Raw genomic sequence first — 24,111 nt, forward strand, 5'->3', positions numbered from 1 at the left:
CTGGGGTGGTGGGTGCCGGTGATCTCTGTGAGTGCCGGTGAACTCCGCTGGATGCCCGGGGGGTTGTCGGCGGGGGCTTGGGCGGCTCGGCGGGCGTGACCGGTGAGAGCGAGCCGGGTGGGGTCGGGTGGGGGCGGCTGAGTCGGGACTCCGGCTCCGGCTTCCCTGGCCTCCTGCCCCTGGCCTTCTGCCCCCCTGACCACCTGCCCTCTGACCTCGGGTTCCCGGCCCGGCTGTGGTTCCGGACCTGACCCCGACCCCGGTCCGTCTTCCACGCTTCGACTCCGCGCCGGTCCTGTTCTGGCTTCGCCCTCGGTCCGCCCCGCCTCCAGTCCCTCCCCGCCTCCGGTCCCTTCCTGTCCCGCCTCCGGTCCCTTCCTGTCCCGCCTCGGGTCTCTCCCTGTCTCGTCCTGCCCTGCTTCCGGTCCGTCCCTGTCCCAGGCTCCGGCAGTAAACCGGAGCAACCGGTTTCACCCACGTTTCTCCCCGCGTAGCCCTCTCTGATCTCCCCGCCCAGTCCCCCTTTCTCCCGCACCACCCCGGAGGTACTCCCATGTCTGCCCGCGACGGCGCCGCTCTTCCCGCGACCGCGGCCCAGCGCGAGATCTGGCTCGCCGAACAGCGCACGCCCGGCGTACTCCCGGTGTACCGCATCGGCGAATACCTGGAGATCGACGGCCCCGTCGACCCGGACCTGTTCGCGACGGCGCTGCGGCAGGCCGTGGCCGAGTACGACGGCCTGCGCGCCGTGTTCGGCGACGGTCCCGAAGGGCCCCGCCAGACCCTCCGGCAGACCCAGGACCCTGACCTTGCCCGTCTCGACCTCAACTCCCTTGAGGACGCTGTGAGGTGGATGCACGCGGACCGGCTGCGCCCCCTCGACCCGGCCCGCGACCCCCTCCACTCGCACGCCCTGATCCGCCTCGCCGACGACCACTGGCTCTGGTACCACGCCTACCACCACCTGGTCACCGACGGCGTCGGCCTCGTCCTCATGGCCGAGCGCGCAGCCACCGTCTACACGGCCCTGGCCTGCGGCGATACGGTCGACCCGGCGCCGTTCCCGACCCTGCGCGAGGCCGTCGACGCGGACGCCGAGTACCGCGCCTCCGCCCGCTTCACAGCGGACCGCGCGCACTGGGCCGACCACCTCGCCGGCCTCCCCGACCCGGCGCACCTCGGCAGCCCGACGACCGACCCCACGGTCCGCCCCCGCGTCGTCCCGCTCCCCCTGGACGGAAACCCGCTGCAAGCGGTTGCACAACGTACCGGTGCCCGCGCCTCCCGCACGCTGATCGCGGCCACGGCCCTCCAGGTGCACCGCCTCACCGGCGCCCGTGACCTCCTGATCGGCCTCCCCGTCACCGGCCGGTCCCGTTCGAACCGTGTCCTCGCCGCCTTCCCGGGCCTCGTCTCCAACGTCGTCCCCCTGCGCCTCGCGGTCCACCCCGGCATGACCTGGCAGGCACTCCTCGACGACGTGGACCGTGAGGTGTGGTCGGCGCTGCGGCACCAGCGCTACCGGGGCGAGGACGTCCACCGCGACCTCAGCCTGACCGGAGCGCCGGGCTCGGCGTGGCCGGTGGTGGTCAACTACCGCCCCTTCTCCCGGGTGTTGGACTTTGCCGGGCACCCGGCGACCGTCCGCGACCTCTCCGAGGGCGGGGCGACGGACCTCGCGGTGTGGGCGGTGGACCGGCAGGACGGGCGGGGACCGCAGGTCTCGTTGCAGACCGGCGCGGGCAGGTGGGAGGAGACGGAACACGCCGCCCAGGCGGGGGCGTTGGCGGGGCTGTTGGGGGGCCTGGCGGAGACGGACGGGGGGCAACTCCTCGGGCGGGTGCCGTTCTTGAGGAAGAGCTTGAGGACGAGCTTGAAGGGAAGCGCGCCTTCTCCGAAAGCTCCGGCTCCGCGAACCCCCGACCTGGCCGCCCTCTTCGAACGCCAAGCCGCCCGCACCCCGGACGCCGTAGCCGTCGTAGCCCCCGGAACCACCCTCACCTACGCCGAGTTGGACGCCCGCGCCAACCGCATCGCCCGCCTCCTCCTCACCCACGGCGCCGCCCCCGAACGCCTCGTCGCCCTGGCCCTGCCCCGCTCGGCGGACCTGGTCGCCGCGATCCTCGCGAGCCTCAAGACCGGCGCGGGGTACGTCCCCCTGGACCCCGACCACCCCACGGCCCGCCTCGCCGAACTTCTCGACGACACGCGCCCCGTGACGGTCCTCACCGACGCGGCGACCCGCGACCGCCTGCCCGCCGGAACGCCGACTGTCTTACTGGACACGGCACTTGACGATCTGTCACCAACAGCTCTCCGCCACACGATCGACCCCCTCCACCCCGCGTACGTCATCCACACCTCGGGCTCCACCGGCCGCCCCAAGGGCGTACTCGCCACCTACGGCGCCCTGTCGAACCTGATCCACCACCAACGCGCCACCCTGTACCCCGAGATCTCTAAGGGTGCCCCCCTCCGCGTCCCCCTCACCACCTCGGTGACCTTCGACGCCTCCTGGGACCAGCTCGGCTGCCTCTTCGCCGGCCACACCCTGCACATCCTGGACCGCGCCACCTGGGCCGACCCCACCGCCTTCGTCACCCATCTGCGCACCCACCGCCTCGACCTGGTCAACGCCACCCCCACCTACCTGCGCGCCCTCCTCGACCACGGCCTCCTCGACCCGGCCCACCACCGCCCGTCCCTCGTCATCGCGGGCGGCGAGGCCCTCCCGCCGGGCCTGTGGGACGAGTTGAGGAACGCGGACGGCGTCCGCTGCCTCAACTTCTACGGCCCCACCGAGTGCACGGTCGACGCCCTCACCACTCCGATCGAGGCCCCCCGCCCCACCCTCGGCCTCCCCCTCCCCGGCCTGCGCGCCCATGTCCTGGACGCCGCCCTCCACCCCCTCCCCGACGGCCTCCCCGGCGAGCTGTACCTCTCCGGCGAAGCCCTCGCGCGCGGCTACCTCGACCAACCGGCAACAACGGCAGCCCACTTCGTGGCCGACCCCTTCGGCGCCCCCGGCACTCGCATGTACCGCACGGGCGACCTCGTACGCCGCTCCCCGGACGGCACCCTCACCTACCTCGGCCGCACCGACGCCCAGCTGAAGATCCGCGGCTTCCGCATCGAACCCGGCGAGATCGAAGCCAGGTTGACGGACCGTCAGGACGTCGCGGAGGCCACGGTCGTCACCCGCGACGACAAGCTCGTCGCGTACGTCGTCCCCGTGCCCGGCGCCACCGCCGACCCGCAGGCCCTCTGCGACCACCTGCGCGCCTGCCTCCCCGACCACATGGTCCCGGCCGCGATCGTCGCCCTGGCCGCCCTTCCGCTGACCGCGAGCGGCAAACTCGACCGCGCCGCCCTGCCCGCCCCCGACACGACGCCCACCTCGACCGGCCGCACCCCGCGCACAGCCCGCGAAGAACTCCTGTGCACGCTGGTCGCCGACGTCCTCGGCATCCCCCAAGTCGCCCCGGACGACGACTTCTTCACCCTCGGCGGCCACTCCCTCCTCGCGATGCGCCTGCTGGCCCGCATCCGCTCCGCCTTCGACGTCGACCTGCGGCTAGCCGACCTCTTCGACGCCCCCACCCCGGCCGGCCTCGCCCGCGCGGTCGACTCCGGCGAGCACCGCACCCGCCCCGCCCTCACCCCGTACGAGCGCCCCGACGCGGTCCCCCTCTCCTCCGCCCAGCGCCGCCTCTGGTTCCTCCAGCGGATGGAGGGCACCGGCTCGACCTACCACATCCCCCTCGCCCTCACCCTGACCGGCGACCTCGACCGAACGGCTTTGACGCAGGCCCTGGTTGACGTCGTCACCCGGCACGAAAGCCTGCGGACCGTCTTCCCCGACGAACGCGGCGTCCCCTGCCAACGGGTCCTCGACAACCCCGAGATCCGGCTGACGGAGTCGACCGTCGACGCGGCCGACCTGCCGGCCCGCATGCTCGCGTCCGCCTGCCGCACCTTCGACCTCGCCACCGAACTCCCGTTCCGAGCCGAGCTGTTCGAGACGACGGCCGCCGACCACACCCTCCTCCTGGTCCTGCACCACATCGTCGGCGACGGCTGGTCCGTCGGCGCCCTCGCCCAGGACGTCACCCGCGCCTACGCCGCCCGCCGCGAAGGCCGGGCCCCCGACTGGGCCGAACTCCCGGTCCAGTACGCCGACTACACCCTCTGGCAGCGCGAGCTGCTGGGCGAGGCGACCGACCCGGACAGCCTCTCCGCGCACCAACTCGCCTACTGGACCGGCCAACTGGCCGGAATCCCCGAACAGCTCCAACTCCCCTTCGACCGCCCCCGCCCCGCCGCCACGACGTACCGGGGCGAACAGCTCCCGCTGACCATCGCCCCCGAACTGCACGACGAACTCCGCGAGTTGGCCCGCCGCCACGGAACGACCCTCTTCATGGTCCTCCAGGCATCCCTGGCCACCCTCCTCGCCAAGCTCGGCGCCGGACACGACATCCCCATCGGCACCCCCGTCGCAGGCCGCACCGACGAGGCAGCCGACGACATGATCGGCTTCTTCGTCAACACCCTCGTCCTGCGCACCGACCTGACCGGCGACCCCACCTTCGCCGAACTCCTGGGCCGCGTACGGAAGTCGGCGCTGGCCGCCTACGCCCACCAGGACCTTCCCTTCGAGCACCTCGTCGAGGAGCTCAACCCCACCCGCACCCTCGCCCACCACCCCCTCTTCCAGACCATGCTGGCCCTCCAGAACGCCCCCCTCGGCGCGTTCGACCTCCCCGGCCTGCACGCCACCGCCGACCTGGTCCCCACCCGCACCGCGAAGTGCGACCTCACCTTCAACCTCACCGAACACCCCGACGGCCCCCTCACCGGAACCGTCGAGTACAGCACCGACCTCTTCGACCCCGACACCGTCCGCAGCATCACCGAGCGCTGGGCACGGGTCCTGCGCACGGTCGCCGCCGACGCCGGAGTCCGCCTGAGCGAGGTCGACGTCCTGTCGGCCCCGGAACGCGCCGCGCTGCTCCCCGTACCGGTGGCCCGTGACGTGACCCCGGCCGGCGACATCGTGTCCGTCTTCGAGGCACAGGCACGGGAGCACGCCGACGCGGTGGCCGTCGTCGCGGGCACGGACCGACTGACGTACGGCGAACTCAACGCCCGCGCCAACCGTTTGGCCCACTGGCTCCTCGAACGGGGCGTCGGCCCCGAGGACTTCGTCGCCATCGCCCTGCCCCGCTCGGCGGACCTCGTCGTCGCGATCGTCGGCGTCCTGAAGGCCGGTGCCGCATATCTTCCCGTGGACCCCGAATACCCGGCCCAGCGGCGAGAGTTCATGGTCGAGGACGCTCAACCGGTCCTGGTGCTGGACGATTTGGGTGTGGTGGGGGAGGGCTACCCCGACACCGATCCCGGCGTAGAGATCTCGCCGGACCATCCGGCGTACGTGATCTACACGTCCGGCTCGACCGGCCGTCCCAAGGGCGTGATCGTTCCGCACGGCAACGCGGTGCGGTTGTTCCGTGCCACGGATCACTGGTTCGGGTTCGGTCCGGACGATGTGTGGACGCTGTTCCACTCGTATGCCTTCGACTTCTCCGTCTGGGAGTTGTGGGGACCGCTCCTGTACGGCGGCCGGTTGGTGGTCGTGGACTACCACGTGTCCCGCAACCCCGAGGCGTTCGCGGCGCTGCTGGCCGAGGAAGGCGTGACGGTCCTCAACCAGACCCCGTCGGCCTTCTACCAGCTCCCTTCCGACGCCTCCGGCCTCTCGCTCCGGTACGTGATCTTCGGCGGCGAGGCCCTGGAGCCCGCCCGCCTGACGGACTGGTACGCCCACCACGCGGACGACGCGCCGGTGCTCGTCAACATGTACGGCATCACCGAGACGACCGTCCACGTCACGTACGAGGCCCTCGACGCCGCGTCCGTCGGGCAGTCGTCCAGCGTCATCGGCACGGCCATTCCCGACCTGCGCGTCTATGTCCTGGACGAGCGTCTGAACCCCGTACCGCCGGGCGTGGCAGGGGAGTTGTACGTCGCCGGGGCCGGGCTCGCGCGTGGCTACCTGCGGCGGCCGGGGCTGTCGGCGGAGCGTTTCGTCGCCGACCCGTACGGCTTGCCGGGGACCCGGATGTACCGATCCGGGGACGTCGTGCGCTGGAACGCGCGCGGCACCCTGGAGTTCTTCGGACGCGCCGACGACCAGGTCAAAGTCCGGGGATTCCGGATCGAGTTGGGCGAGATCGAGGCGGCCCTCGCCGCGCACCCCGAGGTCGCGCAGGTCACCGTACTCGCCCGGCAGGACCGCGCCGACGACACGCGGCTCGTCGCGTACGTCGTCCCCGCGCCCGGCGAGGTCGCGCACTCGGCGACGCTGCGACAGCACCTGCGGGAGCGGCTGCCCGAGTACATGGTGCCGAGCGCGTTCGTCGCGCTGGACGCCCTGCCGCTGACCGCCAACGGCAAGCTGGACCGGCGCGCGCTGCCCGAGCCGCAGGTCGGGGCCGTCGGCTCCGGGCGGGCGCCGCGCACCCCGCAGGAGCAGATCCTGTGCGAGCTGTTCGCGGAGATCCTCGGCGTCCCCGAGGCCGGCGTGGACGACAACTTCTTCGATCTGGGCGGCCATTCACTCCTCGCGACCCGCCTCGTCGCCCGGGTCCGCGTCACCCTCGGCGTGGAACTCGAACTGCGCGCCCTGTTCGAGGCCGCGACCCCCGCAGGGCTCGCCGCTAGCCTCGCCGCCGCCGGACAGGCCCGCCTCGCCCTCGACGCCTCGCCGTCCCGCCCGGAACTGATCTCGCTGTCGTTCGCCCAGCGACGCCTGTGGTTCCTGCACCAGTTGGAGGGCGAGAGCGCCAACTACAACATCCCGCTGGCCTGGAGGCTCCAAGGCCCCCTGAACCGGGCGGCGTTGGAGGCCGCACTCGCCGACGTCGTGGTGCGCCACGAGAGCTTGCGGACCGTCTACCCGCAGCTCGACGGCGTCCCGTACCAGCGGATCCTGGACCCGGACGAGGCGCGCCTCCCGCTGCGGAGCGGGAACCTCACCGAGGACACGCTGGACACCGTCCTCGCCGAGGCGCTTCGGTACCCCTTCGACCTGGCCGTCGAACTCCCCCTGTACGTCCAGCTGTTCGAGGTCGCCGAGGGTGAACACGTCCTGCTGCTGGTGATCCATCACATCGCGGGCGACGGCTGGTCCCTCGGCCCGCTCGCCCAGAACCTCGCCGACGCGTACGCGGCCCGCTGCCGGGGCGAGGAACCGGTGTGGGCCCAACTCCCCGTCCAGTACGCCGACTACACGCTCTGGCAGCACCAACTCCTCGGCGACGCAAGGGACTCGGATAGCCTCTTCGCTCGCCAGGCCGCCTACTGGACGCAGACCCTCGCCGGGCTCCCCGAACAGATCCAGCTCCCCACCGACCGGCCCCGCCCGGCCGTCGCCTCCCACCAGGGCGGGTTCGTCCGGGTCCGACTCGACGCCGAACTCCACCACGAGCTGCGCGAGTTGGCCCGCACGCACGGCACCAGCCTCTTCATGGTCCTGCACGCCGGACTCGCCGGGCTCCTCGACAAGCTCGGCGCGGGCGAGGACCTCCCCGTCGGCACCCTCATCGCCGGCCGCACCGACCAGGCGCTCGACGACCTGATCGGCTACTTCGTCAACACCCTCGTCCTGCGCGGCGACACCTCGGGCGACCCCACCTTCGCCGACCTCCTCGCCCGCGTCCGCGACGTCTCCCTCGCCGCCTACGCCCACCAGGACCTGCCGTTCGAGTACCTCGTCGAGGCCCTCAACCCGGCCCGCTCCCTCTCCCACCACCCGCTGTTCCAGGTGATGCTGGTCCTCCAGAACGCGCCCCGGGCCGACTTCGCCCCGCCGGGACTCACCACCAGTACCGTCCAACTCACCACCACCACCTCCAAGTTGGATCTCATCTTCTCCATGTCCGAACGCCACACGGACGACGGAGAACCCGAAGGCATCGACGGCTTCGTGGAGTTCGCGGGCGACCTCTACGACACCGAAACCGTCCAGGGCATGGTGGACCGCTGGATCCGGGTCCTTCGGGCCGGCGTCACCGACGCCCGGGTCCGGCTGAGCGAGATCGACGTCCTGTTGGCCACGGAACGCGCTGCACTCCTGCCCGCTCCGGTCCCGGCACCGGGCGGCGACATCGTGTCCGTCTTCGAGGCACAGGCGCGGGAGCACGCCGACGCGGTGGCCGTCGTCGCGGGCGCGGACCGACTGACGTACGGCGAACTCAACGCCCGCGCCAACCGTTTGGCCCACTGGCTCCTCGAACGGGGCGTCGGGGCGGAGGACTTCGTCGCCCTCGCCCTGCCCCGCTCCACCGACCTCGTCGTAGCCGTCCTCGGCGTCCTCAAGTCCGGCGCCGCGTATGTGCCGCTGGACCCCGACTACCCCGCCGCACGGCGGGAGTTCATGGTCGAGGACGCCCAACCGGCGCTGGTTCTGGACGACTTGGGCATGGTGAGGGAGGGCTATCCCGACACCGACCCCGGCGTACGGATCTTGCCGGACCACCCGGCGTACGTCATCTACACCTCCGGCTCGACCGGCCGCCCCAAGGGCGTGCTGATCCCGCACGCCAACGTGGTGCGGTTGTTCCGCGCCACGGACCAGTGGTTCGGGTTCGGTCCGGATGACGTGTGGACGCTGTTCCATTCGTACGCGTTCGACTTCTCCGTCTGGGAGTTGTGGGGCGCACTGCTGTACGGCGGCCGGTTGGTGGTCGTGGACTACCACGTGTCCCGCAACCCCGAGGCGTTCGCGGCGCTGCTGGCCGAGGAAGGCGTGACGGTCCTCAACCAGACCCCGTCGGCCTTCTACCAGCTCCCTTCCGACGCCTCCGGCCTCTCCCTGCGATATGTGATCTTCGGCGGGGAGGCCCTGGAGCCCGCCTGCCTGGCGGACTGGTACGCCCACCACGCGGACAATGCTCCTGCCCTGGTCAACATGTACGGCATCACCGAGACGACCGTGCACGTCACGTACGAGGCCCTCAACGCCGCCTCTCTTGCGCAGTCGTCCAGCGTCATCGGTACCGCGATCCCGGACCTGCGGACTTACGTCCTGGACCGGCATCTGAAGCTCGTCCCGCCCGGCGTGGTGGGGGAGTTGTACGTCGCCGGTGCCGGGCTCGCCCGGGGGTATCTGAACCGGCCGGGGCTGAGCGCGGAACGTTTCGTCGCCGACCCGTTCGGCGGGTCCGGCACGCGGATGTACCGCACCGGTGACCTGGTCCGGCGGCGGACGGACGGGGTGCTGGAGTACGCCGGGCGCGCGGACGACCAGGTCAAAGTCCGGGGATTCCGGATCGAGTTGGGTGAGATCGAGGCGGCCCTCGCCGCGCACCCCGAGGTCGCGCAGGTCGCCGTACTCGCCCGGCAGGACCGCGCCGACGACACACGGCTCGTCGCGTACATGGTGGGGGGCACGGCACCGGACGACCTCCGCGCCCACCTGCGCGGACGCCTCCCCGAGCACATGGTCCCGGCCGCGTTCGTCGCCCTGGATGCCCTGCCGCTGACCGTGAACGGCAAGCTGGACCGCGCCGCCCTGCCCGCGCCCGACCTCACGCCGACGGAGTCGGGCCGCGCGCCGCGCACCCCGCGTGAACAGATCCTGTGCGACCTGTTCGCGGAGGTGCTCGGCGTCGCCCAAGTCGGCCCGGACGACGACTTCTTCGACCTCGGCGGCCACTCGCTGCTGGCCACCCGACTCGTCGCCCGGGTCCGCGCCGCGCTCGGCGTGGAACTTGAACTGCGGGCGCTCTTCGAGTCCCCGTCCGTCGCCGGGGTCGCCGCGAGCCTCGGTACGGCGGGCGAGGCCCGCCCGGCGCTCGTCCCGGCCGCCCGGCCCGAACGCCTGCCCCTGTCGTCGGCCCAGCGCCGGCTCTGGTTCCTGCACCGGCTGGACGGCGGCAGCGCGGCGTACCACATCCCGCTGGCCTGGCGCCTGACCGGACCCCTCGACCGCACCGCCCTCGAAACGGCTCTCGCAGACCTGACGGACCGTCACGAGAGCCTGCGCACCGTCTTCCCGGACGTGGACGGCGTTCCGTACCAGCACGTCCTGCCCGAACACCGCCCCCACCTCCCGGTCACCGAAGGCGTGAACCTCGCCGCCTCCCTGGCCCGCCCCTTCGACCTGGCGACCCAACCGCCCCTGCGCGCCGACCTGTTCACCGACGGGCCCGACGTCCACGTCCTCCTCGTCACCGTCCACCACATCGCGGGCGACGGCTGGTCCCTCGGCCCGATCAACCGCGATCTCGCGGCGGCGTACACGGCACGTTGCGCGGGCCAGGCCCCCGACTGGGCCGAACTCCCCGTGCAGTACGGCGACTACACGCTCTGGCAGGAGCAACTCCTCGGTGACGCGCGGGACTCGGAGAGCCTCTTCGCGCGCCAGGCCGCCTACTGGACGGGCGCCCTCGCCGAGCTCCCCGACCAGATCCAGCTCCCCACCGACCGGCCCCGACCGGCCGCGCCCACCTTCCAAGGGGGCCAGATCCGCGTCGAGTTGGACGCCGACCTGCACGTCGGGCTCCTCGACCTCGGCCGCCGTCAGGGCGCGAGCCTCTTCATGGTGCTCCAGGCCGGTCTTGCCGCGCTGCTGAACAAGCTCGGCGCAGGCGACGACATCCCCGTGGGCAGCCTCATCGCGGGCCGCACCGACCAGGCGCTCGACGACCTCGTGGGCTTCTTTGTGAACACCCTGGTCCTGCGCACCGACACGTCCGGCGACCCGACGTTCACCCAACTCCTGGGCCGCGTACGGGAGTCGGCCCTCGCCGCCTACGACCACCAGGAGCTGCCGTTCGAGCACCTGGTCGAGGCCCTCAACCCGACGCGCTCGCTGGCCCGGCAGCCCCTGTTCCAGGTGCTGCTGGCGCTCCAGAACGTACCCGGCGGGACCTTCGAACTCCCCGGCGTCCAGGCCGAGATCGTGCCGGTGCACGCGCCCACGGCCATGTTCGACCTGTCGTTCCACCTGCTGGAGCGGGACGGCGCGGGCGTCCATGGATACGTGGAGTTCGCCGCCGACCTGTTCGACACGGACACCGTGGAACGGCTCCTCGCGCGCTGGGTCCGGGTACTGCAAACGGCTGTCGCCGAACCGGAGTCGAGCCTCAGCCGGTTCGATGTCCTGCTCGACGACGAACGCACGCCCGTACCGGAACTCGCCCTGGGGCAAAGCGAGTTCATCCCCCTGCCCGCCCTCTTCACCCGCCGGGCCGCCGAACTCCCCGACGCCCCCGCCGTCGTCTTCGAGGACAGCACTCTCACCTACGCCGACCTCGAAGCCCGCGCCAACCGCCTCGCCCACTCCCTGACTTCACGCGGGATCGGCCCTGAGGACATCGTCGCGATCTCCCTGCCGCGAGGCGTCGAAGCGGTCGTCGCGACCCTCGCCGTACTGAAGACGGGCGCCGCCTACCTCCCCGTAGCCCCCGAATACCCCGCTGCCCGCCGCGAGTTCATGCTCGCCGACGCCCGCCCGGCCCTCGTCCTCGACGACCCGGCCACCGTCGACCCCGGCCCCGGCCACCCTGACACCGCCCCCGAGGTGTCGTATGCGGCGCAGCACCCGGCGTACGTGATCTACACGTCTGGCTCGACCGGACGCCCCAAGGCGATCGTCATGCCCGCCGAGGCGCTCGCGAACCTCCTGCACTGGCACCACACCACCCTCGGCGGCCAATCCGGCACGCGCGTCGCGCAGTTCACCGCCGCAGGCTTCGACGTCGCCGTCCAGGAGACCCTGTCCGCGCTGCTGTACGGCAAGACGCTGGTCGTGCCCACGGACGACGAACGGCGCAGCGCCGAACGGTTCGTGGGCTGGCTGGAGCGGCACCGGGTCGAGGAGCTGTACGCCCCGACCCTGATGCTGGAGGCGGTCGCGCAGGCCGCCGAGGAGCAGGGCAGGGACCTCCCGGACCTGCGGCTGATCGTGCAGGCCGGCGAGGCCATGCGGGTCGGCGGGCTGCACGCCTTCCGGGACCGGCGGCTCCACAACCACTACGGCCCGGCGGAAACGCACGTAGTAACCGCTTACGCACTGCCCGCCGGACACGACACGCACCCCGTGCCCATCGGCCGCCCGATCGACCAGGTCCGCGCCCACGTCCTGGACCCGGCCCTGCGCCCGGTCCCGCCCGGCGTCCCCGGTGAGCTGTACCTGTCCGGCACCTGCCTGGCACGTGGCTACCTCAACCGCCCGGCCCTGACGGCGGATCGCTTCGTCGCCGACCCCTACGGCCCGCCCGGCGCTCGCATGTACCGCACCGGCGACCTCGCTCGCCGTCGCACCGACGGCGAGCTGGAGTTCCTGGGCCGCGCCGACCAGCAGGTCAAGGTACGGGGCTTCCGCATCGAACCCGGCGAGGTCGAGGCCGCGCTCACCGCGTACCCCGGCGTGTCCCGGGCGGCGGTGCTCGTGCGCGACGACCGCCTCGTGGCCTACGTCGTCCCGGCGGACGTACCCGCGGCCCCCCTCCTCGCTCATCTCCGCGACAGGCTCCCGGACTTCATGGTCCCCTCGGCCGTACTCGCCCGGGACGCCCTGCCGTTGACCCCCAACGGCAAGCTCGACCGCGCCGCCCTGCCCGCACCTGCCCCCGAGACGACGGGCCGAGCCCCGCGCAGCGCACGCGAACAGCTGCTGTGCGACCTCTTCAGCGAGGTGCTCGGCGTCGCCCAAGTCGGCCCGGACGACGACTTCTTCGCGCTCGGCGGCCACTCCCTGCTCGCCACCCGCCTGATCTCCCGCATCCGCGCGACCCTCGGCGTCGAACCCGAACTCCGTGCCCTCTTCGAGGCCCCCACCCCGGCCGCCCTCGCTGCCCGCCTCGGCGACGCGGACACGGCGCGCCCCGCGCTCACCCGCCAACTCCGCCCCGGCGTCCTGCCGTTGTCGTTCGCCCAGCGCCGCCTGTGGTTCCTGCACCGCATGGAGGGCCCGAGCGCCACCTATGCCATGCCGCTCGCCCTGCGCCTGACCGGCCCCCTCGACCGCGAGGCACTCCGCCTCGCCCTCGGCGATGTGACGGATCGTCATGAAAGCCTGCGGACGGTCTTCCCGGACGTGGACGGCGTCCCCCACCAGCACATCCTGACGGACGCCCACCCCGCCCTGACCGTCATCGACACCGACGAGGCCGGCCTCCCCGAGGCACTGGCCCGCGCCGCGAGCCACGGATTCGACCTGGCCACCGAAATCCCCCTGCGCGCCAAGCTGTTCACCCTCGCGCCAGAGGAACACGTCCTGCTCCTCCTCCTGCACCACATCGCGGGCGACGGCTGGTCGCTCCGGCCGCTGTCGCGAGACCTGGCGACGGCGTACGCGGCCCGCAGCCGGGGCGAGGCGCCGGACTGGGCCCAACTCCACGTCCAGTACGCCGACTACACCCTCTGGCAACGCGACCTCCTCGGCGAGGAGTCCGACGCCACGAGCGCCTTCGCCGGACAGACCGCCTACTGGCGCGAGGCGCTGGCGAGCCTCCCCGAACAGCTCCACCTCCCCACCGACCGCCCCCGCCCGGCGGGCACCACCCACCGAGGCGGCCTCCTCGCGGCGACCGTGGACGCCGAACTCCACGGCGCGCTCCACGAGTTGGCCCGCCGCAACGGCGCGAGCCTGTTCATGGTGCTCCAGGCCGGTCTCGCTGCTCTGTTCACGCGGCTCGGCGCGGGCACGGACATCGCGGTCGGGAGCCCGGTGGCGGGCCGTACGGACCAGGCGCTGGACGACCTGGTGGGCTTCTTCGTCAACACCCTTGTCCTGCGCACCGACACGTCCGGCGACCCCACCTTCACCGACCTCCTCGGCCGCGTCCGGGAGAGCGCGCTGTCGGCCTACGACCACCAGGACGTGCCGTTCGAGCACCTGGTGGAGACCCTCAACCCGGTTCGCTCCCTCGCCCACCACCCCTTGTTCCAGGTCCTGTTGGCTCTCCAGAACACCCCCGAGGGCGACTTCGCCCTCCCCGGTCTGCACACCGCCCCGGTCCCCGTCGGCAACGGCACCGCCCGCCTCGACCTCGCGATCGCCGTCACCGAACACCGCCGCCCCGACGGCACCCCCGACGGCCTCGAAGCGGTCCTGGAGTACAGCGCCGACCTCTTCGACGAGGACTCCGTACGCACCCTCTTCGACCGCTGGCGACGGCTGTTGACCGCTGCCGCCACCGGCCCCGGCCGCCGCATCGGCACGCTCGACGTCCTCGACGCGCGGGAACGCCTCACCCTCCTGCACGACCGCAACACCACCCGCGAGGTACCGGAAGCCGTCCTCCCGGACCTGTTCCGGCGACAGGTGAGCCGCCGCCCCGACGCCCCCGCGGTCGTCAGTGGCGAAACAACGGTCACGTACGCCGAACTCGACGCCCGCGCCAACCGGTTCGCGCACCAACTGATCCAACAGGGCGTCGGCCCCGAGGACTTGGTGGCGCTGAAGCTGCCCCGGTCCGTCGAGCTGATCGTCGCCATCCTCGGCGTCCTGAAGGCGGGCGCGGCCTACGTCCCCGTCGACCCGGAGTACCCGGAGGCGCGGATCGCGCACATGCTGGACGACGCGCGGCCCGTGCGCGTCGTCGAGGCCCCGGAGACCGTTGCAGCAACCGATTACCCCGACACGACACCGCAGGTCCGCAGCCTGCCCCAGCATCCGGCGTACGTCATCTACACCTCGGGCTCGACCGGCCGCCCCAAGGGCGTCGTCGTCACCCACGCCGGCATCCCGAGCCTCGTCGCCACCCAGGTCGAACGCCTCGCCCTCGACGACGACAGCCGCGTCCTCCAGTTCACCTCCACCGGATTCGACGCCTCCTTCTGGGACCTGTGCGCCGCACTCCTCACGGGCGCCGCCCTGGTCCTCGCCCCCACCGACGCCCCCTTGCCCGCGCTGACGGACCTCGACGTGACGCATGTGACGGTTCCGCCGTCCGTACTGGTGGCGCTGGAAGGAGAGTTGACTGCTACGACACTCGTGGTCGCGGGGGAGGCGTGCTCGCCGGAACTCGTCCAGCGCTGGGCACCCGGCCGTCGGATGATCAACGCGTACGGCCCGACCGAGACGACGGTCTGCGCCACGGCGAGCACCCCGCTCACCCCGACGGGTCAACTCCCGCCCATCGGCGGCCCGATCACCGGCGCCCGCGTGTACGTCCTCGACGCCGGCCTCCAACCTGTGGCGCCCGGAGTCGCCGGTGAACTCTATGTCGCGGGCGCCGGGTTGGCGCGTGGCTACCTCAACCGGCCCGCCCTGACGGCGGATCGGTTCGTCGCCGACCCCTACGGTCCTCCCGGTGCCCGCATGTACCGCACCGGCGACCTCGTCCGCTGGACGCGTGACGGCGAGCTGGAGTTCGCCGGACGCGCCGACGACCAGGTCAAGGTGCGCGGCTTCCGTATCGAACCGGCGGAGATCGAGGCCCAGTTGGCCGAGCACCCCGAGGTCGCGCACACGGTCGTGGCGGTACGGCGGGAGCGGCTCGTCGGTTACGTCGTCCCCGTGCCGGGCGCCGAGCCCGCCCCCGCCGCGCTGCGGGCGCACCTGAAGGAGCGGCTGCCGGACCACATGGTGCCCAGCGCGTTCGTCGTGCTGGACGCGCTGCCGCTGACGCCGAACGGCAAGCTGGACCGAGTCGCCCTGCCCACCCCGGAGTTCACCTCAACCGGTCGCGAAGCCCGCACACCCCGCGAGCAGTTGCTCGCCGGACTCTTCGCCGAAGTGCTCGGCGTCGCTCAAGTAGGCGCGGACGACGGCTTCTTCGACCTCGGCGGCCACTCCCTGCTCGCCACCCGCCTCGCCTCCCGGGTCCGCGCCACCCTCGGCGTGGAACTCCCGCTGCGCACCCTGTTCGAGACGCCTACCGTCGCCGGACTCGCCGCCGCACTGGACTCCGCAGGACAGGCCCGGCCCGTCCTGACGAGCCAAGTCCGCCCGGACGTCCTGCCGTTGTCGTTCGCCCAGCGCCGCCTGTGGTTCCTGCACCAGATGGAGGGCAGCGAGGCCACCTACAACATCCCCCTCGCCCTGCGCCTCACCGGACAGCTCGACGAACGCGCCCTCGAAGCGGCCCTCGCCGATGTCGCGGACCGCCACGAGACCCTCCGCACGGTGTTCCCCGAAGGCCCGGACGGCACCCCGACCCAACACGTCCTGGACGCCGTCCACCCCCGCCTCAGGGTCACCCACACCGACGAAGCCCGCCTGCCGGAACTCCTCTCCAGCGCGGCCCGCTCCACCTTCGACCTGACCGCTGAACTCCCCCTGAAGGCCGAGCTGTTCGCGCTCACCGGCGAGGAACACGTCCTGCTCCTCGTCATGCACCACATCGCCGGCGACGGCTGGTCCACCGGCCCCCTCTCCCACGACCTCGCCGAGGCGTACGCCGCCCGCCGCGCCGGCCGCAAACCGGACTGGCAGCCCCTGCCCGCGCAGTACGCCGACTACACCCTGTGGCAACGCGCCCTCCTCGGTGATGAGTCCGACCCCGCGAGCACCTTCGGCGGACAACTCGGCTACTGGAAACACCAGTTGGCCGACCTCCCCGACCAACTCCGCCTCCCCGCTGACCGACCGCGCCCGGCGGTCGCCGGATATGACGGCGCCCACCTCCTCGTCGACCTCGACCCGGAACTCCACCAGGGCCTGCGCGACCTCGCCGGGCGGCAGGGCGCGAGCCTGTTCATGGTGCTCCAAGCAGGTCTGGCAGCGCTGTTCACGCGGCTGGGAGCGGGCACGGACATCGCGGTCGGGAGCCCGGTGGCGGGCCGTACGGACCAGGCGCTGGACGATCTGGTGGGGTTCTTCGTCAACACCCTTGTCCTGCGCACCGATACATCCGGCGACCCCTCCTTCGAGGAGCTGGTCCGGCGGGTCCGGGAGACGTCCCTGTCGGCGTACGCCCACCAGGACCTGCCGTTCGAGAACCTCGTCGAGGAACTCAACCCGGTCCGTTCCCTCTCCCATCACCCGCTGTTCCAGGTGATGTTCGCCCTCCAGAACGCCCCGATGGGCACCTTCGACCTGCCCGGCCTGCGCGTCACCCCGCTGACCGTGCCGACCGGCACCGCCAAGTTCGACCTCGGCTTCAACCTCTACGAGCGCCCCGAGGGCGGCATCTCCGGAGCCGTCGAGTACGCCACCGACCTCTACGACCCCGACACGGTCACCGGCCTCGTCGACCGCTGGACCCGCTTGCTGCGAGCGGGAGTTGAAGAACCCACCCGGCCCATCGGTCGCGCCGACATCCTCACCGCCGACGAACGCCGCCGCCTGCTGGAGCCCGCCGCCGACAGCGGCATCCCCGCCGAGCCCCTCCCGACCTCCTTCGCCCGCCAGGTACGGACGACGCCCGACGCCGTCGCGCTGGTCGCGGGGGAGCGGGAGCTGTCCTACGCCGAACTCGACGCCCGCGCCAACCGGTTCGCGCACCACCTGATCCAACAGGGCGTCGGCCCCGAGGACTTGGTGGCGCTGAAACTGCCCCGGTCCGTCGAACTCGTCGTCGGCATCCTCGGTGTCCTGAAGGCGGGCGCGGCCTACCTGCCCGTCGACCCGGCGTACCCGGAGTCCCGGATCGCGTTCATGCTGGACGACGCGCGACCGGCGGTCGTCGTCGACTCCCCGGAAACTGTTGCAGCAACCGATTACCCCGACACGACACCCCCGATCCACGCCCTCCCGCAGCACCCGGCGTACGTCATCTACACCTCGGGCTCGACCGGCCGCCCCAAGGGCGTCGTCGTCAGCCACTCCGGGCTCGCCCACCTGGTCGCGGGCCAGGTCGAGCGGTTCGCCATCGACGCGGACAGCCGGGTCCTCCAGTTCGCCTCGCCCAGCTTCGACGCGTCCGTGTCCGAGCTGTACACGGCCCTGCTGACCGGCGCGACCCTCGTCCTGCCGCCACCCGGCAACCCGCTCCCGGCGCTCACCGAACTCGACGTGACGCATGTGACGGTGCCGCCGTCCGTACTGGTGGCGCTGGAAGGGGAGTTGACGGCCACGACGCTGGTCGTGGCGGGTGAGGCGTGCTCGCCGGAACTTGTCCAGCGCTGGGCACCCGGCCGTCGGATGATCAACGCGTACGGCCCGACCGAGACGACGGTCTGCGCCACGATGAGCGACCCGCTCACCCCGACCGGCCAACTCCCGCCCATCGGACGCCCGATCACCGGCGCCCGCGTATACGTCCTCGACGCCGGCCTCCAGCCGGTCCCGCCCGGAGTGCCGGGCGAACTCTACGTATCCGGCGCCGGGTTGGCGCGCGGCTACCTCAACAGGCCCGCCCTGACGGCGGATCGGTTCGTCGCCGACCCCTACGGTCCTCCCGGCACCCGCATGTACCGCACCGGCGACCTCGTCCGCTGGACCCGTGACGGCGAGCTGGAGTTCGCCGGACGCGCCGACGACCAGGTCAAGGTGCGCGGCTTCCGTATCGAACCTGCCGAGGTGGAAGCCCAGTTGACCGACCACCCGGCCGTGGCGCACAGCATCGTGACGGTACGGGACGATCGCCTGATCGCCTACGTCGTCCCGGCCACCGCACGTCGTGACCACGAACTGGACATCGTGGAGACCTGGCGGGAGACCTACGACGCCCTCCCCGTGACCGCAGCGCAGACCGCGTTCGGCGAGAACTTCACCGGCTGGAACAGCAGTTACGACGGCCGCCCCATCCCGGAGGCGGAGATGCGCGAGTGGCGGGACGCCACCGTCGACCGCATCCGAGCGCTCAAGCCCCGCCGCATCCTGGAGGTCGGCGCCGGAACCGGCCTGCTGCTGGCGAAACTCGCGCCCGACTGCGAGACGTACTGGGCGACCGACTTCTCGGCGACCGCGATCGGCGTCCTCAGCGAACACGTCGAACAGCGGCCGGAGTTGACCGGCAGGGTGGTCCTGCGCACCCAGCCCGCGCACGACGTGACCGGCCTGCCCGAGGGTGAGTTCGACACGATCGTCATCAACTCGGTGATCCAGTACTTCCCGAGCGGCGAGTATCTCCGGGACGTCGTGGGCAAGTTGACGGGTCTCCTTGCACCCGGAGGCGCCCTGTTCCTCGGCGACGTCCGCAACCTGCGGCTGTTGCGCCCGTTCCTTGCCGCCGTCCACGGCATGGACCCGGACGCGATCGACCAAGCGGTACGGCGCGAGGAGGAACTCCTCGTCGACCCCGACTGGTTCACCATGCTGGGCCAGAACCTGGACGTCTCCATCGAGATCCGCCGGGGCCGCCACCACAACGAACTCACTCGCCACCGCTACGACGTCACCCTCCGCAGGGCGACCGGGACCACAGCACAGTCCCTCACTCAACTCGCCTGGGGTCAGGACGTGTTCACCCTGGACCAGGCCCTCGCGGCAGCCGCCGCGACCCCCGCCCTGCGGATCACGGGTGTCCCCAACACCCGCCTCGCCACCGAGACCGGCCACGACCCGCAAGGCGTTCCGGACCCCGAGGACTGGTACACCTGCGGTCGCCCCACCCACGTCACCTGGTCCCCGGACGGCCCCGACCTCCTCGACGTCAGCTTCGTCGCCGAGAGCCACCCCGCCGCCTACGGCCACACCACTCCCCACGGCCACTCCATCTCCCACGGCCGCCCCACCCCGTACCGCCCCGCAGCCAACAAGAGCACCCCCCTCACCAACACCCCCCGCGCCACCGGCAACCTCCCCGCCACCCTCCGCACCCACGCCCGCGATCGGCTCCCCGAGCACCTCGTCCCATCGGTCTTCGTCATCCTCGACGACCTCCCCCGCACAGCCAGCGGAAAGCTCGACCGCGCCGCCCTGCCCGCCCCCGAGGCGGACCGCACGACCACAGGACGCGCCCCCCGCACACCCCAAGAGGAGCTGCTGGCCGACCTGTTCGGCGAGATCCTGAACACCGGACGCGTCGGCGTCGACGACAACTTCTTCGACCTCGGCGGCCATTCACTCCTCGCGACCCGCCTCGCCTCCCGGGTCCGCGCCACCCTCGGCGTCGAACTCGACGTCCGGGCCCTGTTCGAGGCGCCCACCCCGGCTGCCCTCGCCGCCCGCCTCGACCAGGCCGGCACCGCAAGGCCCGCGCTGGTCAAGGCCGAACGGCCCGAACAGGTACCGCTGTCGTTCGCCCAGCGCCGCCTGTGGTTCCTGCACCGCATGGAGGGCCCGAGCGCCACCTACAACATGCCGCTCGCCCTGCGCCTCACCGGCCGTCTCGACCGCGAGGCCCTGGAGTCGGCACTGCATGATGTGACGGACCGTCACGAAAGCCTGCGGACCGTCTTCCCGGACGTCGGCGGCGTGCCTCACCAGCGCGTCCTGGCCGACGCCCGCCCCGCGCTGCCCGTCCTCGACGCCGACGAGGAGCAGCTCCCAGGACTCCTCGCCGAGGCCGCCGCGCACGGCTTCGACCTCGCCGACGAACTGCCCCTGCGCGCCCACCTGTTCAGGCTCGGCGCCGAGACGCACGTCCTGTTGGTCGTCGTCCACCACATCGCGGGCGACGGCTGGTCCATGGGCCCGCTCTCCCGCGACCTGGCGAGCGCGTACGCCGCTCGCTGCCGGGGCGAGGCGCCGGATTGGGCCGAACTCCCTGTCCAGTACGCCGACTACACGCTCTGGCAACAGGACCTGCTCGGCGACGCCGACGACACGGACAGCCGCCTCGCCGGACAACTCGCCTACTGGAAGCGGGCATTGGCGGGCATCCCGGATCAGACCCCGCTGCCCACCGACCGTCCCCGCCCCGCCACCGCGTCCCAGCGTGGCGCCCAGCTCGCGCTGCACATGGATGCCGAACTCCACGGCAAGCTCCGCGAGTTGTGCGCCCACCACGGCGCCAGCATGTTCATGGTGCTGCAAGCCGGTCTCGCCGCACTCCTCACCCGGCTCGGCGCCGGCGAGGACGTGCCGGTCGGCAGCCCCGTCGCCGGGCGCACCGACGAGGCCCTCGACGACCTGGTCGGGTTCTTCGTCAACACCCTTGTCCTGCGCACCGACACGTCCGGCGACCCGACATTCGCCGAACTCCTCGGCCGGGTCCGGGAGACCGCCCTGTCCGCCTACGCCCACCAGGACGTGCCGTTCGAGCACCTCGTGGAGGTCGTCAACCCGGCCCGCTCCCTCGCCCACCACCCCTTGTTCCAGGTGATGTTGGCCCTCCAGAACGCCCCCACGGGCGAGTTCACGCTCCCCGGACTCACCCTCGGCCACGAGTCCGTCCCGACCGGGACCGCCCGCTGTGACCTCACGTTCAGCCTCGCCGAGCGGTACACCGAGGACGGGCGGCCGGACGGGCTGGTCGGCGCGGTCGAGTACGCGACCGACCTGTTCGACCCCGAGACGGTCGGCGCACTCGTCAGCAGGTGGGTGCGGTTCCTCGAAATCGCCGCCCAGCACACCGAGATGACGCTCAGTCAGGTCGATGTTCTGGACGACGAGGAACGCCGGCACCTCCTCGCCGTCGCCACCGGCGCCGAACTCGCCCCGGTTCACCCCCTCACCGACCTGTTCGCCGAGCAGGTGCGGGCCACCCCCGACGCCGTCGCCGTAGAGCAGGACGGCACGACCTGGTCGTACCGGCAGGTCGACGAGCGGGCCAACCGGCTCGCGCACGCCCTCGCCGGGCAGGGAGTCGGCCCCGAGACGGCCGTCGCCGTCCTCATGGAACGGTCGGCCGAACTCGTCGTCGCGCTCCTCGGAATCCTCAAGTCGGGCGGTACGTATGTGCCGTTGGACCCCGGCTTCCCACCCGCGCGCGTCGACCTCGTCGTCCGGGAGACCGGCGCGGCACTCGTCCTCACGGAGGACGTCCTCACCGCGCTGATCCAGGCCGAGACGCGCACCGAGGCACCGGAGATGACGTGCCGGGCGGATCAGGCGGCGTACGTGATGTACACGTCCGGATCGACCGGACGGCCCAAGGGAGTTGTCGTCACGCACGGCGACGTCGCCGGGCTCGCGCAGGCGCCCTGCTTCGCCGGGGGCGCGCACCGGAGGGTGCTGTTGCACGCGCCGGTCGCGTTCGACGCCTCGACGTACGAACTGTGGGTGCCGCTGCTCAACGGCGGCACGGTCGTCGTCGCTCCCCAAGGCCGGTTGGACGTCCGGGAGTTGGCGCGGGCCATCGGCGTTGGCCGGGTGACCGGGCTGTGGCTCACCGCCGGGCTGTTCCGGCTGCTCGCCGAGGAGGAGCCGGGGGCGCTGGCCGGCGTGCGGGAGGTGTGGACCGGCGGTGACGTCGTGTCCGCCGCCGCGGTCGCCCGGGTCATGGCCGCCTGCCCCGGCCTGCGGGTCGTCGACGGGTACGGCCCCACCGAGACGACCACCTTCGCCGCCCACCACGTCATGGACACGGAACCCGACCAGGCCCGCCCGGTCCCGCTCGGCCGTCCCCTGGCCGGGATGCGGACGTACGTCCTCGACGGCCGCCTGCGCCCGACGCCCCCCGGCGTCGTCGGCGACCTGTACCTCTCCGGTACGGGGGTAGCCCGGGGCTACCTCGGCCAGCCCGCCCGCACCGCCGAACGCTTCCTCCCCGATCCGTACGGCCTGCCCGGCACCCGCATGTACCGCACCGGCGACCTCGCCCGGTGGACGCGCGGCGGCGAGCTGGAGTTCGCCGGACGCGCCGACGATCAGGTCAAGGTACGAGGCTTCCGCGTGGAGCCCGGCGAGGTCGAGGCCGCCCTCGCGGCCTGCCCCGGGGTGGCCCAGGCGGCGGTCGTCGTGCGGGAGGACCGGGAGGGGGACAAGCGGCTGGTGGCGTACGTAGTACCTGAGAGGGACGGGGTGTACGACGCTCCGTCGGCGGCTGAGGACGGTACGGGGGGTGGGGTAGTACCACTAGCCCCTGAGGCGGATGCCGCGCGTGATGCCCCCCTGAGCCCTACCACCCTCACCCCCCACCTCCGCCGCCACCTCCCCCCGTACCTCATCCCCTCGGCCTACATCCCCCTCCCCACCCTCCCCCTCACCCCCAACGGCAAGCTCGACCACGCCGCCCTCCCCACCCCGGACCACACCCCAGCCACCACCCCCCACCGAGGCCCCCGCACCCCGCAGGAACAGGTCCTGTGCGACCTCTTCGCGGAAGCGCTCGGTGTCGAGCGGATCGGCATCGAGGACAGCTTCTTCGACCTCGGCGGCCACTCGCTGCTCGCGGCCCGCCTGGTCGCGAGGGTCAGGGACACCCTGGGCGTCGAGATCGGCATGCGGACCCTGTTCCAGGCCCCGACCGTCGCCGAACTCTCCGGCAGGCTGGCGCTCCAGGACGCGGACGGCTCGCTGGACGTCGTCCTGCCGCTCAGGCCCACCGGCACCGGCACGCCGCTGTTCTGCGTTCACCCCGGCGGCGGCGTGAGCTGGTGCTACAGCGGACTGCTCAGCCACGTCGACCCCGAGCACCCCGTGTACGCCATCCAGGCGCGCAGCCTCGCCCGGGACGAGCCGAGGCCGGGCAGCTACGAGGAGATGGCCGCCGACTACGTGGAGCAGATCCGCAAGATCCAGCCGGAGGGCCCGTACCTCCTCCTCGGCTGGTCGGCCGGCGGACTCATCGCGCACGCGGTCGCCACGGAACTCCAACGCCTGGGTCGGCGCACGGCGTTGCTCGCGATCCTCGACGCGTACCCGGTCGTCGACCTGACCTTCGACGAGGCGCCGGTCCCGGCCGAACGGGACGTCCTGGTCGGCATGTTGGACTGCGACCCCGACGAACTCCCGGCCGGGGAGCTGACGTACGACGAGGTGATGGCCGTCCTCAGGCAGCGCGGCAGCGCGCTCGCCGGCCTGGAGCGCCGCCACCTCGAAGCCGTCGTCGCCGTGATGATCAACAACGCGAGCCTGGCCCTCACCTTCGAACCGGCCGTGTTCCAGGGCGAGATGCTCCTGTTCAACTCCACGATCGACCGTGAGCAGGACTCGCCGGGCGCCGACGTGTGGCGGCCGTACGTGGACGGCCCGATCACCTCGTACGACATCACCGCACGCCACGACCGCATGACCCGGCCGGGCGCACTCGCCCAACTCGGCCCCGTGCTCGCCGCACGCATCGCCGAACTCACCAACTCAACCGATACAGAGGAGATCTGACG

1 protein-coding gene is annotated in these 24,111 nt (G+C 72.2%); it reads left to right on the forward strand.

The genetic code is table 11. The annotated features are described in order from the left end of the window. Window positions 1-553 precede the first annotated feature (553 nt). A complete protein-coding gene (locus J8M50_RS39800; protein ID WP_010357633.1) occupies window positions 554-24,109 on the forward strand; it encodes a non-ribosomal peptide synthetase in 23,556 nt (7,851 codons plus the stop codon). Window positions 24,110-24,111 lie beyond the last annotated feature (2 nt).

Source organism: Streptomyces acidiscabies (assembly GCF_020010905.1).
Lineage (GTDB): Bacteria > Actinomycetota > Actinomycetes > Streptomycetales > Streptomycetaceae > Streptomyces > Streptomyces acidiscabies.